Source organism: Nocardiopsis sp. L17-MgMaSL7 (assembly GCF_003182025.1).
Lineage (GTDB): Bacteria > Actinomycetota > Actinomycetes > Streptosporangiales > Streptosporangiaceae > Nocardiopsis > Nocardiopsis prasina.
In genome coordinates this window covers 101,069-115,501 of the sequence record NZ_QGTF01000008.1, presented here as the reverse complement: position 1 = coordinate 115,501, position 14,433 = coordinate 101,069, and the positions used below count along the sequence as shown (strand labels likewise).

At 70.2% G+C, this 14,433-nt stretch carries 12 protein-coding genes; 4 read left to right on the top strand and 8 right to left on the bottom strand.

Annotated elements, in window-relative coordinates:
* The 5 genes from BDW27_RS15850 to BDW27_RS15830 form a co-directional block, all read right to left on the bottom strand.
* Entirely contained in the window at positions 1-1,674 is a 1,674-nt protein-coding gene (locus BDW27_RS15850) for a glycoside hydrolase family 3 protein (protein WP_110049942.1), read from the bottom strand.
* A 103-nt stretch (positions 1,675-1,777) separates the two neighbouring features.
* The gene (locus BDW27_RS15845) at positions 1,778-2,266 is read right to left on the bottom strand and encodes a PTS glucose transporter subunit IIA (protein ID WP_110049940.1); all 489 of its coding nucleotides are present in this window, start codon (positions 2,264-2,266) and stop codon (positions 1,778-1,780) included.
* Positions 2,267-2,358: 92 nt separating this feature from the next.
* Positions 2,359-2,595: a glucose PTS transporter subunit EIIB gene (locus BDW27_RS15840; protein ID WP_110049939.1), complete on the bottom strand. Its 237-nt coding sequence runs from the start codon at positions 2,593-2,595 to the stop codon at positions 2,359-2,361.
* Between the two features lie 119 nt (positions 2,596-2,714).
* Positions 2,715-4,184, bottom strand: coding sequence for a PTS transporter subunit EIIC (locus BDW27_RS15835; RefSeq protein ID WP_110049937.1), 1,470 nt, complete (start codon positions 4,182-4,184; stop codon positions 2,715-2,717).
* Positions 4,185-4,231: 47 nt separating this feature from the next.
* Positions 4,232-4,969: a GntR family transcriptional regulator gene (locus tag BDW27_RS15830; RefSeq protein WP_017542475.1), complete on the bottom strand. Its 738-nt coding sequence runs from the start codon at positions 4,967-4,969 to the stop codon at positions 4,232-4,234.
* Between the two features lie 285 nt (positions 4,970-5,254).
* On the opposite strand from BDW27_RS15830, the gene BDW27_RS15825 reads away from it, so the two are divergent.
* The 3 genes from BDW27_RS15825 to BDW27_RS15815 all read left to right on the top strand — a co-directional run bounded on the left by BDW27_RS15825 (position 5,255) and on the right by BDW27_RS15815 (position 8,066).
* The gene (locus BDW27_RS15825) at positions 5,255-6,298 is read left to right on the top strand and encodes an SIS domain-containing protein (RefSeq protein WP_110049935.1); all 1,044 of its coding nucleotides are present in this window, start codon (positions 5,255-5,257) and stop codon (positions 6,296-6,298) included.
* 201 nt (positions 6,299-6,499) lie between these two features.
* Positions 6,500-6,907 carry a YciI family protein gene (locus BDW27_RS15820; protein ID WP_110049933.1) on the top strand — a complete coding sequence of 136 codons (408 nt, stop codon included), beginning with the start codon at positions 6,500-6,502 and terminating at the stop codon, positions 6,905-6,907.
* A gap of 19 nt (positions 6,908-6,926) precedes the next feature.
* Positions 6,927-8,066, top strand: a complete 1,140-nt coding sequence (locus tag BDW27_RS15815) for an RNA polymerase sigma factor (protein ID WP_110050163.1) — start codon at positions 6,927-6,929, stop codon at positions 8,064-8,066.
* A gap of 65 nt (positions 8,067-8,131) precedes the next feature.
* Here BDW27_RS15815 and secA read toward each other — a convergent pair whose 3' ends face one another.
* The gene (gene secA / locus BDW27_RS15810; protein WP_110049932.1) at positions 8,132-10,978 is read right to left on the bottom strand and encodes a preprotein translocase subunit SecA; all 2,847 of its coding nucleotides are present in this window, start codon (positions 10,976-10,978) and stop codon (positions 8,132-8,134) included.
* 405 nt (positions 10,979-11,383) lie between these two features.
* On the opposite strand from secA, the gene BDW27_RS15805 reads away from it, so the two are divergent.
* Positions 11,384-11,803, top strand: coding sequence for a hypothetical protein (locus BDW27_RS15805; RefSeq protein ID WP_370446516.1), 420 nt, complete (start codon positions 11,384-11,386; stop codon positions 11,801-11,803).
* A gap of 93 nt (positions 11,804-11,896) precedes the next feature.
* Here BDW27_RS15805 and hpf read toward each other — a convergent pair whose 3' ends face one another.
* Both hpf and BDW27_RS27805 read right to left on the bottom strand, forming a co-directional pair.
* Complete coding sequence (hpf, locus tag BDW27_RS15800) at positions 11,897-12,568, bottom strand: ribosome hibernation-promoting factor, HPF/YfiA family (RefSeq protein WP_110049928.1); 672 nt, start codon at positions 12,566-12,568, stop codon at positions 11,897-11,899.
* Between the two features lie 779 nt (positions 12,569-13,347).
* Entirely contained in the window at positions 13,348-14,430 is a 1,083-nt protein-coding gene (locus tag BDW27_RS27805; protein WP_233515776.1) for a phosphoribosyltransferase family protein, read from the bottom strand.
* Positions 14,431-14,433 lie beyond the last annotated feature (3 nt).

Sequence of the window (14,433 nt, the reverse complement as noted above, 5' to 3'; positions counted from 1 at the left end):
TCAGTACCCGAGACCGGTCCCCGAGGTCACGTCGGCACCGGGGATGTCCACCGGCAACGTGCCGGAGGGGTCGATCTTCCCTGCGATCGCCCGGGCCGCGGCCACCCGGGAGACCTCCACTGCCGAGTACAGGGCGATGTAGCCGTCGACCTCCGGGAAGGCCTCCAGGTCGTAGGGCCCGCCCTGGGCGACCACGACCACGGGGGTGCCCTGGGAGCGCCCCGCGGCCACCATGCCGCGCTGCTCCTCGGAGCTCCGCGCGTTCCGGGTGCCGACCACGAGCACGTCCTCGCCGCCGTCCACGACCTCCAGACCGGCGTCGGTCAGCGCCGGGGCGATCCGGTCGGCTCCCTCACCCTGGACGCGCACGCGGGTGCCCGCGTCCAGCGGCAGGAGGTCCGCCTCGTTCCGGACGAGGGTGACGGAGGCGTCGGCCACCCGCTGCGCGGCCTCGGCGTGCTCGGGGTTCTCCATGGCCGCGTCGGCCTCGGCCGGGTCAGCGGACTCGCGTTCCAGGACGCCGCGCTTCTCCTTGAGCGTGAGGATGCGCAGCACGGACTGGTCGATGCGCTCCTCGGTGAGCCGACCGCTCTCGACCGCCTCGCGGATCGCGGCGACAGCGGCGCCCGGGTCCGGCGGCATGAGGAGCTGGTCCACCCCGGCCTCCACCACGCGGACGGCGACCTCACCGTCGGCATGGGTCTGGCGCACGCCCTCCATGTTGAGGGCGTCCGTGGTGACCACCCCGTCGTAGCCGAGCTCGTCGCGCAGGATCCCGTCGATGATCACCGGCGACAGGGTGGCCGGGTCCTCGCCCGGGTCCAGCTGCGGCATCAACACGTGCGCGGTCATGATGGCGTCGACGCCCGCGTCCACCGCCGCCCGGAACGGCGGCAGGTGCTCGGCCTCCCAGCGGTCACGGGGCAGGTCGATCACGGGCAGGCCGGTGTGGCTGTCGACGTCGGTGTCGCCGTGTCCGGGGAAGTGCTTGATGACCGGGACGACGCCGTGCTCGGAGTAGGCGTCGGACTCGGCCAGCACCATCTCGGACACCAGTTCCGGGTCGGAGCCGAAGGAGCGGATGCCGATGACCGGGTTGTTGGGGTCGGTGTTGACGTCGGCGTCGGGCGCGTAGTTCATGTTGACGCCGACCGCGAGGAGTTCGTCCGCCGTGGTCGACGCCCGCAGGGCGGCGAGGTCGGTGTCACGGGTGGCGCCGACCGCCATGGCGTCGGGGAACAAGGTGCCCACGGGCATGCGCACCACGAGGCCCTGTTCCTGGTCGATGCTGACGAACAGGGGGACGCCCTGCCCCACTTCGGCGGCCTGGTCCTGCATGCCCGCCGACATCTGTGCGATCTGCTCGCCGTCGTTCAGGTTGGCGTCGAAGTAGATGACGCCGCCGGGGCGGTGCGCCTCGATCTGCGCGGCGTTGTCGGCGGCCGTGGTGCCCTGCGCGGTCAGGACCAGGAGCTGGCCGATCTTGTCGTCCAGGTCCATGTCGGCGAGCAGCTGCGGGGCCAGGACCGGCTCGAAGGGCTCGGCCGTGGCCTCGGCGCTGGGGTCGTCGTTCTCGGGCGAGGTGTCCACCTCCTCGGGAGTGGTGCAGGCTGTGGTGATCAGGGTGAGGGCCACGCAGGCCGGGGCCAGGGCGCGTGGAACGGACGGTCTCATAGGGACTTCTTCTCCACCGGATCGCTGGTTGCGGCCGGAGACTACCCGTTCCCCGGAGCGGGCAGGACGCACCCCGCCGTGGCGGGGGGTCGAACGTGGAGCGTCACTCCCAGACGAACAGGGCCTCCCCCGGTTCGACGGCTCCCGCGGCCAGCTCGGAGAGCGAGCCCGGCTCGCCGTCCAGGGCCACCACCGGCACCACCGAGGGCTTGCCCGCGGCGGCCACCGCTCCGGGCGACCAGCGGATCACCGGGGTACCAGCCTCCACTTCCGTGCCCTCCTCCGCGAGGAGGGTGAACCCCTCCCCCGCGAGCTGCACGGTGTCGATGCCCAGGTGGACGAGGACACCGCGCCGGTTGTCCGCGGCCATGACCACGTAGGCGTGGGGGTGGAGCTTGACCAGGGTCCCGGCGATCGGGGCGACCGCCTCGTGTTGGGACTCCTGGCCGCCCTCCTGTCCCGGTTCGGGGTGGACGGCCACGCCGGGGCCGACCATGCTCTGGGAGAAGACCGGGTCGGGCACCGTGTCCAGGGACAGGGCCGTTCCGGAGACGGGCGAGAGTACGCGCAGCGCACCGTTCAGGTCTGACATGGGGGAGGTCTTCCCCGGGAGAGGGACTTAACCCGGAAAAGGGGCGGCCAAAAGAGCACAAAGGCCTGACTTTCCGGAACCCGCTCCAGCGGCTATTCGAGCAGGTCCTGGATGTCATCCGTGAGGGAGTCCGCCTCCGGACCGACCACCACCTGGACGACGTTGCCCGAGACCAGGACGCCGTGCGCGCCCGCCGCCCGAAGGTCGGCCTCCCGAACCAGCGCGGGGTCGCTGACCTCGGTGCGCAGCCGCGTGATGCAGGCCTCGATGTCCTCGATGTTGGCCGCGCCGCCCAAACCGGCGACGATCGCCGTTGCCTTGTCCGACATGTGCCCTCCGTGCTCTACCCGGGATCACGTGACCCGGGGGGTCTGAGCCGAGCTTAGAGGTGGCGTGCCTCACACGCCAGGGTCGGCGCGGTGGTCGATCGTCGCCGGGGGCGGGCCGCTCAGCCGGAGCGGTCGGGGTCTGCGCCGCTCGGGGTGTCCGGACCGGGTTCGGTCGTGCCGTCCGCCGTGGCCGGGGCGGTGTGCTGCGGGGCTCCGGGCTCGTCCGGATCGGGCTCGCGTCCCGGGGTGGGGAAGTTGAACCGGCTGATCAGCACGTAGAAGATCCCGAAGTAGACCAGGAAGTAGACGGCCCCGAACAGCAGCAGGACGCCCAACCCCTCGGTGTTGCTCTTCGTGGCGTTCAGCAGCAGGTCGATCAGCCCCGCCGAGAACCCGAAGCCCAACTGGACGTCGAGCAGGTTCATCACCGCCAGGGAGACGCCGGTGAGCACGATGTGCACCCCGAACAGCACCGGAGCGACGAAGATGAAGGCGAACTCCACCGGCTCCGTGATGCCCGTGACGAAGGCGGTGAGCGCCGCGGGGATCATGATCGAACCGATCTGCACGCGCCGGGCCTTGGAGGCGGTCAGCCACATCGCGAGCGCGGCACCCGGCAGACCGAACATCAGCACCGGGAAGAACCCGGACAGCATGCTGCCCGCCTCCGGGTCCCCCGCGAAGTAGCGGGTGATCTCCCCGTGCGAGACCACACCGTCCCCGTCGGTGTAGGTGCCGGAGACGAACCAGACGAACGAGTTCACCACGTGGTGCAGACCCATCGGCAACAGGATGCGGTTGACGATCCCGTAGAGCCCGGCGCCGAGGGCGCCCGCGCCGATGAGGGCCTCGCCCAGGTTCTGGATCCACATGCCGACGATCGGCCAGACCAGGCCGAGCACCACGCCCATGCCCAGCCCGGCCAGGGCCGTGACGATGGGGACGAAGCGGCGGCCGCCGAAGAAGCCGAGCCAGGTGGGCAGTTTGATCCGGTGGTAGCGCTGCCACAACACGGCGGCGACCAGGCCCACCGCGATCCCGCCGAGCACGTCGGTGGGGTTCTTGACCGCGTGGTCGATCATCGGGACGACGGCGTTGACCGCTTCCGGATCGGCGACCGGTTCCCTGGTCACCGGATCGGTCTCCAGCGGATAGGTGACCAGCCGGGAGCCGATGTCACCGGTGGGGCCGTCGAAGGTCACCATCGTCCAGGTGGCCACGCGGTCGAACACCAGGTAGCCGACCACGGCCGCCAGGGCGGTCGAACCGTCCGCGCGCTTGGCGAAGCCGATGGCCACACCGATCGCGAACAGCAGCGGAAGGGCCTCGAAGATCGCCTCGCCGGCGGTGCCCACGGCACCCGAGACCGGCTGCATCCAGCCCATACCGTCGATTCCCGCCAGGCCCTCCGCGCCGAGCAGGTCGTCCTGGCCGAGGCGGAGCAGGATCGCGGCGGCGGGAAGGACCGCGATGGGCATCATCAGGCTGCGGCCGAGCCGCTGGAGCACCGCCAGGGCGGTGGAACCGCGTTTGCGTGCGGGGGACCCGGTCCGGTCCGGGTCCTTCTTCTCTGGGGTGGGGTCCGACATGGTGGGGGGTCCTCCCTCTCGGACGCGCGCCCCGTGGGCGCGAGACGTCAGTCTCCGTGCCTCCGCGGGTCCAGACGGGAGTGCAGCTGGTAGCGGTCGGCACGGTAGGTGGACAGGGCGAGTTCCACGCACTGTCCCTTGGCGAAGCTCCGGCGCTGCATGATCAGCACCGGGCTTCCGGCGGGTAGGCCAAGGAGACGGGAGTCGGCCGAGTCGCAGATCCCGGCCTCGATGGTCTGCTCACCGGAATCCAACAGGATGTCGAACTCGTTTTCCAGGACCTCATAGAGGGATCGTTCGGCCAGATCGTGGTCCTCCAGGCCGGGAACCATGGCCGCCGGAATGTTGGAGCGCTCGACCGCCATGGGCTCGTCGTCGGCGGTACGCATGCGCTCGATGTGGTGGACGAGGGTGCCGGGGGCGATGTCGAGCATGCGCGCGGTGTGGCCGCTGGCCGGGATGACCTGGCGGATCAGCTCCCGCGCTCCCGGCTCGAAGCCCCGGGCCCGCATGTCCTCGCTGAAGGAGGCCAGGACGAGGGACATCTCGATCTTGGGCCGGGCCACGAAGGTGCCCTTGCCGGGGACCCGGTACAGGCGGCCCTCGGCGACCAGGAGGTCGATGGTCTGGCGCACGGTCATGCGGGAGAGGCCGTAGGTGGAGCTGAGCTCGCGTTCGGAGGGGACCATGTCGTCCACGCCCAGCCCGGCCGCGGTGATCCAGTCCAGGAGCAGATCGCGGAGTTGGACGTACTTCGGCAGGGGGTTGCTGGCGTCGATCGGCATGGAGCGAGTGGCCTTCTCGGTCGGCGGGTCGGGTGGTCCGGTGGTCGGCGTTCGACCTTAGCGCGGCATCCGCCCGGACTCGTGACACTTGCCGGGTCATGCCGGGATCTGACTGGTATAGTCCGGACTAGACCATAGCTCGACCCGCGTGTCAATCCTCCTTGTGCCACGCGGTGTGAACCAGCATCGTGGCTGGCCAGAGACCTCGTCCGGGGCCGTCCACGAGCGACCGACGCGGCCCCCGGCGTACGTCCAGGACCGCACGTCCCCACCGGAAGGCTCCGCATGACCACCACGACGAGCGTGATGCGCTCCGAGATCGCCGACCAGCCCGAGGCCCTGCGCCGCACCTTCGCCGAGCTCTTGCCCCTGCGCGGGGAGATCGAGGCGCTCGGCCGCGCCACCAAGCACGTCCTGTTCATCGCTCGGGGCTCCTCGGACAACGCCGCGGTCTACGGCAGCTACCTCCTCCAGGCGCACACCGGCCGCCTGGCCACGCTGGGCTCCCCCTCCATCGCCACCGCCTACGGCGCTCGGATCGACCTGTCCGACGTCCTCGCCGTGGCCATCTCCCAGTCCGGCAGGACCGAGGAGATCGTCGAGACCATGCGCTGGGCGGCCGACTGCGGCGCCCGGACCGTCGGTGTCACCAACGGCGCGGACTCCCCGCTGGCCACCGAGGCCGACGTCGCCCTGGTCACCCGGGCCGGGAGTGAGCTGGCCGTCCCCGCCACCAAGACCTACAACACCCAGCTGGCCGCCCTCGCGGTCCTGGCCCTGGGACTGGGCGCGAAGCTGGACGCCGGGGAGCTGGAGCTGGTGCCGGACGGCATCGAGCAGACCCTCGCGGCCCCCACGGACTCCCTCGAGGAGATCGTGGAGCGGATGGTGGCCGTGCAGGGCGCGGTGGTCTCCGGTCGCGGCATGGCCTTCTCCACCGCGCTGGAGGCCGCGCTCAAGCTCAAGGAGGCCTGCTACCTGCACGCCATGGGGCTGTCCTACGCGGACCTCCAGCACGGGCCGATCGCCGTCGTGGACCCGCGCACTCCCGCCCTGCTGGTGGCCGCGCCCAACGGCCCCACCCTGGAGGGCACGGTGGCCCTCGCCGAGCGGGTCCGCTCCGCCGGCGCCCCGGTGTTCGGCTTCGGCGGGGGTTCGGCCCTCGCCGCCGCGAGCGACGTGTCCGTGTCGGTCCCGGACGTTCCCGAGTGGGTCTCCCCGATGAACCTCATCGTCCCCGCCCAGCTGCTCACCGAGCACCTCGCCCGCCGTCTCGGCTACAACCCCGACGTCCCGCGCGGCCTCAACAAGGTCACCCAGACCTCCTGAGCCACAGCATTCTCACGCGCTCCGTTGGCCTCGGGCCACACCCTGGCGCACACGGCCCGGTACCGCACACACGCGGTGCCGGGCCGCCGGTGTTCCAGGTCCCGGTAAAGAATCCGGCGGCAGTGTCGAGAACGCGCGCCCGGCTCCGTCCCCGGTGTGAACGCGACCACAATGGGTCGCACCGCACCAAGGAGAGGGACCATGGCCAAGTACCTGCTGCTCAAGCACTACCGAGGCGCCCCGGCCTCCGTGAACGACGTCCCCATGGACCAGTGGACGCCCGAGGAGGTCTCGGCGCACGTGAAGTACATGAACGACTTCGCGGCCCGCCTGGAGGAGACCGGTGAGTACGTGGACTCCCAGGCGCTCGCCCCGGAGGGGACCTTCGTCCGCTACGACGGGGAGGGACACCCTCCCGTCACCGACGGCCCCTTCCCCGAGACCAAGGACGTCATCGCGGGCTGGATGGTGATCGACGTCGACGACTACGACCGCGCGCTGGAACTGGCCGGTGAGCTGTCGGCCGCTCCCGGGGCCGGGGGAAGGCCCATCCACGAGTGGCTGGAGCTGCGTCCGTTCCTGGGCGCCTCGCACACCATCGAGGAGTGAGCTGCGCGTGGCAGCCGACGTGGACGAGGCCCTGCTCCGGGGCCTCACCCCCGAGGTGACCGGTCTGCTCGTCCGACGGGGTGCCGACTTCGCGTCGGCCGAGGACGCCGTCCAGGACGCGCTGGTGGAGGCGGTGCGGGTCTGGCCCTCCGACCCGCCCCGCGACCCCAAGGGATGGCTGGTCACCGTCGCCTGGCGCAGGTTCCTGGACGCCACCCGCGCCGACGCCGCTCGCCGCAGACGCGAGGAGGTCGTGGAGGAGGAGCCGGAGACCGGGGCCGCGCGGGCGGTGGACGACACGCTCAGGCTCTACTTCCTGTGCGCCCACCCGTCGCTGACCCCGTCGTCGGCGGTGGCGCTCACACTGCGCGCGGTGGGCGGACTGACCACCCGGCAGATCGCCCGCGCCTACCTGGTTCCCGAGGCCACCATGGCGCAGCGTGTCAGCCGTGCCAAGCGCACCGTGGCCGGCGCGCGGTTCGACCGTCCGGGAGACGTCCGAACCGTGCTCCGGGTGCTCTACCTGGTCTTCAACGAGGGCTACTCGGGGGACGTCGACCTCGCCGCCGAGGCCATTCGGCTCACGAGGCAGCTCAACGCCGTGGTCGACCATCCCGAGGCCGCCGGTCTGCTCGCCCTCATGCTGATCCACCACGCCCGGCGCCCCGCGCGAACCACCCCGGACGGGGACCTGGTACCGCTCGCCGAGCAGGACCGCTCCCTGTGGGACACCCGGGCCGTCGCCGAGGGGGTCCGCGTGCTCCAGGGCGCGCTGGCGCGCGACCGCCTGGGCGAGTACCAGGCCCAGGCCGCCATAGCCGCACTGCACGCGGACGCGCGTACCGCCGAGGAGACGGACTGGCCGCAGATCGTGGAGTGGTACGACGAACTCGTGCGCCTGAGCGGCAACCCGGTGGCCCGGCTGAACCGGGCCGTCGCCGTGGGCGAGGCGGAGGGGCCGGGGGCGGGACTGGCCGCCCTCGGTGAGCTGGACGAGTCGCTGCCCCGGTACCGGGCCGTGGCCGCGCACCTGTATGAGCGGAGCGGCGACCTCCGGCGGGCGGCGCGACTGTACGCGCAGGCCGCCCTGGACGCCCCCGACCTCGCCGAACGGGCCCACCTGACACGACGGGCCGCCCGGATCAACAGCGGGCGGTGACGCGTGTGGGCGCGGCCCCCTCGGGAGCCGCGCCCACACGCGTGTTCTCTGGTGCCCCTCAGCAGTTACCTGGCCGTGGGGTCACCGTGGCACTTCTTGTACTTCTTGCCGGAGCCGCAGGGGCAGGGCGAGTTACGGGCGGTGCCCGCGTACTCGTTGTCCACCGTCTCGCTGTGCCGCTCGACGGTGCCGTCCTCGCTCGGCGCGGAGTACTGGAGCTTGTTCGGCTGGTCCTCACCGAAACCGGGGACCACCACGTCCTCGGCGGGCTCGGCCTCCTCCTCGGGAGCGTCGGCCCTGGCGGCCTCCACGTCCTCGTCGACGGCCGTGGCCACGGCGGTGGCACCGGAGGAACCACCGACGGCGGAGGCGGTCTGCGCGGCGGCGGCCGCCGTCAGGGCGGGCTCCTCCTTCTTGCGGACCTGGACCTCGACGTTGAAGAGGAAGCCGACCGACTCCTCCTTGATCGCCTCCAGCATCTGCTGGAACATGTCGAAGCCCTCGCGCTGGAACTCGATCAGCGGGTTGCGCTGGGCCATCGCGCGCAGGCCGATGCCCTCCTGGAGATAGTCCATCTCGTAGAGGTGCTCACGCCACTTGCGGTCCATGACCTGGAGGATGACGCGGCGCTCGACCTCACGCATGGCCTCCTCGCCCAGCTCCGCCTCGCGGGCGTCGTAGGCGGCCTTGGCGTCCTCGACCACCTGCGTGGCGATGAGTTCGCTGGTCAGGGTGTGGAGGTCGCCGTTCTCCTCGATGAACTCGTCGACCGTGAAGCTGATCGGGTAGACCTGCTTGAACGCCCGCCAGAGCTTGTCGAGGTCCCAGTCGTCCGGGTCGCCCTGGGCGGTCTCCTCCACGACGTAGCCGCGCAGGACCTCCTCCAGCATCTCGATGACCTGGTCGCGCAGGTCCTGGCCCTCCAGCACCTTGCGGCGCTCGGCGTAGATGACCTTGCGCTGACGGTTCAGGACCTCGTCGTACTTGAGGACGTTCTTGCGGATCTCGAAGTTCTGCGTCTCGACCTGGCCCTGGGCGGAGGCGATCGCCTTGCTCACCATGCCGGACTCGATCGGCTGGTCGTCGGGGATGTTCAGCTGGTTCATGAACACCTCCAGACGACTGGAGTTGAACAGACGCAGCAGGTCGTCCTGGAGCGACAGGTAGAAGCGGGACATGCCCGGGTCACCCTGACGGCCCGAACGGCCCCGGAGCTGGTTGTCGATGCGGCGCGACTCGTGGCGCTCGGTGCCGAGCACGTAGAGACCGCCGGCCTCGACGACCTTCTCGTGCTCCGCCTCGAACTCCGCGGTGGCCTTCTCCAGCGCCTCGGGCCAGGCCGCCTCGTACTCCTCCGGGGTCTCGAGGGGGCTCAGGCCGCGGGCCTGGAGCTCCTCGTCGGCGAGGAAGTCGGGGTTGCCGCCCAGCATGATGTCGGTACCGCGACCAGCCATGTTGGTGGCCACGGTGACGGAGGCGAGCTTGCCCGCGCGGGCGATGATCGACGCCTCACGAGCGTGGTTCTTGGCGTTGAGGACCTCGTGCGGGACGCCCTCGCGCTTGAGCATCCGGGAGAGGAGCTCGGACTTCTCGACGCTGGTCGTACCGACCAGGACCGGACGTCCCTCCTCGTGGCGCTCGGCGATGTCCTCGGCCACGGCCTGGAACTTGGCGTCCTCGTGCTTGTAGACGACGTCCTTGACGTCCTCGCGGACCATCGGCTTGTTGGTCGGGATCGGCACCACGCCGACGCTGTAGGTCTGCGTGAACTCCGCCGCCTCGGTCTGGGCGGTACCGGTCATGCCGGACAGCTTCTCGTAGAGGCGGAAGTAGTTCTGGAGCGTGACCTTGGCGAGAGTCTGGTTCTCGTCCTTGATCTTGACGCGCTCCTTGGCCTCGATGGCCTGGTGCATGCCCTCGTTGTAGCGGCGACCCGCCAGGACGCGACCGGTGAACTCGTCGACGATGAGGACCTCACCGTCCTTGACGATGTACTCCTTGTCCTTGCGGTACAGCTCCTTCGCCTTGAGGGAGTTGTTGAGGAAGCTGATCAGCGGGGTGTTGACGGCCTCGTAGAGGTTGTCGATCCCCAGCCAGTCCTCCACCTTGGCCACACCGGACTCGGTGATACCCACGGTGCGCTTCTTCTCGTCGACCTCGTAGTCGTCGTCCTTCTTCAGGCGCGGCGCGATCTTCGCGAACTCGGCGTACCAGCGCGAGTTCTGCTCGGAGGGACCGCTGATGATCAGCGGGGTGCGCGCCTCGTCGATGAGGATGGAGTCGACCTCGTCGACCAGGGCGAAGAAGTGGTCCCGCTGGACGGTGTCCTTGAGCGAGAGCGCCATGTTGTCGCGCAGGTAGTCGAAACCGAACTCGTTGTTCGTTCCGTACGTGATGTCGGCCTGGTAGGCCTTGCGGCGCGCCTCGGCGGTCATCTGGGGGCCGACGACGCCGACCTCCAGTCCGAGGAAGTGGAAGATCCGGCCCAGGTTCTGGGCGTCGCGTCGCGCGAGGTAGTCGTTGGTGGTGATGACGTGCGCGCCCTTGCCCGCGAGGGCGTTCAGGTACACCGCGAGGCTTCCGGTCAGGGTCTTGCCCTCACCGGTCTTCATCTCGGCGATGTTGCCCAGGTGCAGGGCGGCCGCGCCCATGATCTGCACGTCGAAGGGGCGCTGGCCCAGGGTGCGCTTGGCCGCCTCACGGACGGTCGCGAAGGCCTCGGGGAGGAGGTCGTCGAGGGACTCCCCCTCCTCATAGCGCTCCTTGTACTCCTTGGTCAGGTCGCGCAGTTCGTCGTCCGAAAGGTCGACGTAGTCGTCCTCAAGGGCGTTGACCTGGTCCTTCAACTTCTTGAGCCGGCGCAGGATCTTACCTTCACCCGCGCGCAGGAGCTTGTCGAGTATGCCTGGCACTTCCTATGCGCTCCTCGCAGATCGCGGTTGGCTCCACCGAGGGGGTGGAGAGTCAGATCTAGGCCCGCTGACCGCTTCCCATGGCCACGGAGGTCAGGGGTCAATCCTGGGTCCTCGGGCCTACATCCTAGAGGACCCGGAACCGCTTCCCGTCCTCTGGACAAACGAGCAGGACGGGCTTGGATGTTCCCGCCTTTTTCATGATCATTCGTGCAGAGTCGTGCATTGTTCCGGGTAGTTCAAAGGGAGAGAGCGGTGGTTTCGGCCGAGCCCTGAGGTCGGTTCGGGCGAATTCTCACCGAACGCGACCGTGTTCCCAGGGGGATCACCATGCGAACCAGAAGAGAGCGTGAACCCACAGAGGCACCAGCCACTCCCCGACTTTCGAGGACCCCGGACGACGCCGTGGACGAGTTCCTCCACGGGCGGCGCCCCTCCGTGCTCGGTCCCCGTGACGAGGAGGACCCCGGGCTCGCGTGGGAGCTGCACCGCCCCACGGAGGAGGAGCAGGACCGCAACGGGCACATCCGGGGGTTCCAGCGCCAGGGCGGTTCGCTGGCCCCGACCAACGGACACCGGGGCAGCGCGGCGTCGTGGGTGTGCGTCGGCCTCGCCGTGGTGGGGTTCGGCCTCGGCGGTCTGGCACTGGTCCTGGGCGGGTCGGTACCGCTGTTGGTCGTGGGAGCGGTCCTGATGATCGCCGCGGCGGTGGTGGCGGGCGTGTTCGACATCCTCAGTGACGTGGTGCTGGATCCGCCGCGGCTGGAGCCGGAGGAGCCGCACGGGACCCCGCTCCGCCGCATCAAGCACCCGCGGAGGGCCTGACAAAGCACACGTCGCGGCGGGCCGCTCGGGCCCGCCGCGACGTCTGTTCGATGCACCTCCGTGCGGGGGTGTCGGGGACGAGGGCCGTGTGGACTAGTCCACCAGGCGCAGGACTCCGTAGTCGAAGCCCTTGCGGCGGTAGACGACGCTCGGGGTGTCCTTGACCTCGTCGTGGAAGAGGTAGAAGTCGTGTCCGACGAGTTCCATCTCCATCAACGCCTGGTCGATGCTCATCGGCTTGGCCTGGTGGAACTTCTCCCGCACGACGACGGGGGTGTCCCCCTGGGTGTCGAGTTCCACGAACTCGTCGGAGAACCGTCCGTCGAGTTCGACGCCGTCGATCGCGTCGTCGTCACCTCGCTGGGCCGGGGGAGCCTTGGTGACCGTCTGGACGGATGAGGGCAGATCCCCGGGGAGGTCGGCCGTCGCGGCCGCGACGGAGACGGGAGTGTGGTGGCCGCGGTGCACCTTACGGCGGTCCGCGGACTTGCGGAGGCGGGCCTCGATCTTGTCGATCGCGAGGTCGAGAGCGCCGTGACGGTCCACGGACGCGGCCTCGCTCCGGATGACCGGGCCGTCGGAGTGGATGGTCAGTTCAACCCGCTCGCGGACGTCAGCGAGCTTGGGGTTGCGCTCCTGGGACACCTCCACATCGACGCTCATGCCCTTGCGCTCCCACTTGGAGAGCCTGTCGAGCTTGTTCTCGACGTGCTGTCGGAACTTCTCACTCACACCAGTGCGTCGACCTTTGACGATGATGTCCATAGGACCCCCTTCATCGCGTGGCCGCCGTGAAGGCGACGGCCAGGCTGGCTCTGCTCCCCTCCCACGGCGGGGAGGGTGTGACGCGTCAGCCCTCCTTCCGTTCGTGCCCCGTTCTCTGGAGGGACACCGCTCGGTTGGGAATGCGTATACCCATCAGAGGCAGGGTCATCACGCGCCCCAGGGACACGATTGGCCGGGACCTCTGGGAGGGAAAAGAAGACATGAGACTCGATTGGGGTGAGTCACCCACCAGATGGCGAACACCGGGCAGGTCGGACAGGGCCCGGGAAGCTCCGGGAGGGAGAGGGCCGAGGCGTTGTCGGACCGTGGGGAACCGTGTGAGGGCCCGCGCCCCCGGGGTCTGCACCCCGGGCACGACGGACCCCCCAACGTCGGTATGCCACCCGTCCGGCCGACCTGGTCTTCGTCCCCACATCCGCCTGCTGAGAGTGTCGCCGCTCTTGTACGCGACTACTGCTCTTCTCCCGGTCATGAGGGACATCGGGACCCTCAGCGGGGCAGGGCTTACCTCTAAGGCGCACCGTGATCGGTCGACGAAAAGTCGCCTTACGTGGGCCGTTTCGCCTGCGCCTGGCATCGGCTTGCCGGATGGGCTCCACGGTGTTCCGGGGAGCTCTGAGTATCCGGCGCAACCACGGACCCGGACGGGTGCCATACCTGGACCGTAACCTGTCCCAGCGCGGATGTCAGGTAGCGAACGGGGTACCAAGCGGTCGACAAGCGCCGCAAACCCTTGCGAACAGGCATGTTTCGCCCGATCACGGGGGTTTGTAAAACCTTCTTTCCGACCTGCTCCCCAATCCCGAACCGGGACGGTCCGGAACCCGGTCACGTTCCGCGAACACCAGGGCGCCCACCACCCTCGCACCCTCGGCGCGCAGCGCCCGGGTCGCCTCCTCCACCGTCGCCCCCGTGGTGAGCACGTCGTCCACCACGACCACCCGACGCCCGCGAACGTCCCCGCGCCCGCCCACCGGCCCGTCCGCACGTTCCGGGGGCTCTCCCGAGCGGTTCCGGCGCCACCACGCCCTCCACAGCCCACCGGGCTTCCGGGGTTCCGCCGTCAGGCCACCCGTTCGGGCACCCTTCGCCACCGGGGGCGGACCCCCAACCGCGTTCCGGACCGCCGCGGTGGACACGTCGTCCGGTGAAGCCTCGCGTGGTCCGTTCGTCGGATGACGCTCGGCCCTGGGGCCGGGCACACCGTGCCGTTCCGTCCGGCGCCGGCCCACCCGGCGCCGCCACCCCCTCCACGGCCCACCGGGCTTCCGGGGCTCGGCGGTGAAGACGTCCACCCGGTTGCTCACGCGGTCCGCGCGGCACAAGCCCACCTGGGGGCGGGCTCGGCGCCGGTAGCGGAGCACCGGTGCCACCCCGGCCGTGCCGGTGGGACCCACCTCGTGAGCGCAGGCGCCCGCCAGCCCCAGGACGGGGTTCCGCCCGGGGGACGCTCCCCCGCGCGCCGGTACCGGCACCAGGAGCGTGTCCGGGGCCGCCCAGCCCGAGGCGCGGTAGGCGACGGCCATCCGCTCCCCCAGGAACCGCGTCAGACGGCGTTCGCCTCCGTGCTTGAGGGCGAGCAGGATCCGGCGGTGCCGTCCCGCGTACGGACCGACGGCCCAGACCGGCGGACAGCGTTCTCGTCCGCGCGCCCGGTGCGGCCGGTGGTCGAGTTGAGCGCGACAGGCGGCACACAGGGGGTCGCCGGGGCCGGAGCACCCCGCGCAGTCCCGGCGCTGCACGAGTTCCGTGAGGGGGTCGAGGAGGGCGGCGACCAGCCGGAGCGCCCGCAGGAGCGCGCCGAGCCATCGCCGCCCGCGAGGGGCACCGGTGGGGTTCATGCT

Excerpts from the sequence above, each read along its gene's own strand:
- BDW27_RS15850 (WP_110049942.1), bottom strand. The coding sequence starts at position 1,674 with ATGAGACCGTCCGTTCCACGCGCCCTGGCCCCGGCCTGCGTGGCCCTC.
- BDW27_RS15830 (WP_017542475.1), bottom strand. The coding sequence starts at position 4,969 with ATGCCGATCGACGCCAGCAACCCCCTGCCGAAGTACGTCCAACTCCGC.
- BDW27_RS27805 (WP_233515776.1), bottom strand. The coding sequence starts at position 14,430 with ATGAACCCCACCGGTGCCCCTCGCGGGCGGCGATGGCTCGGCGCGCTC.
- BDW27_RS15835 (WP_110049937.1), bottom strand. The coding sequence starts at position 4,184 with ATGTCGGACCCCACCCCAGAGAAGAAGGACCCGGACCGGACCGGGTCC.
- BDW27_RS15845 (WP_110049940.1), bottom strand. The coding sequence starts at position 2,266 with ATGTCAGACCTGAACGGTGCGCTGCGCGTACTCTCGCCCGTCTCCGGA.
- hpf (WP_110049928.1), bottom strand. The coding sequence starts at position 12,568 with ATGGACATCATCGTCAAAGGTCGACGCACTGGTGTGAGTGAGAAGTTC.
- BDW27_RS15825 (WP_110049935.1), top strand. The coding sequence starts at position 5,255 with ATGACCACCACGACGAGCGTGATGCGCTCCGAGATCGCCGACCAGCCC.
- BDW27_RS15820 (WP_110049933.1), top strand. The coding sequence starts at position 6,500 with ATGGCCAAGTACCTGCTGCTCAAGCACTACCGAGGCGCCCCGGCCTCC.
- BDW27_RS15840 (WP_110049939.1), bottom strand. The coding sequence starts at position 2,595 with ATGTCGGACAAGGCAACGGCGATCGTCGCCGGTTTGGGCGGCGCGGCC.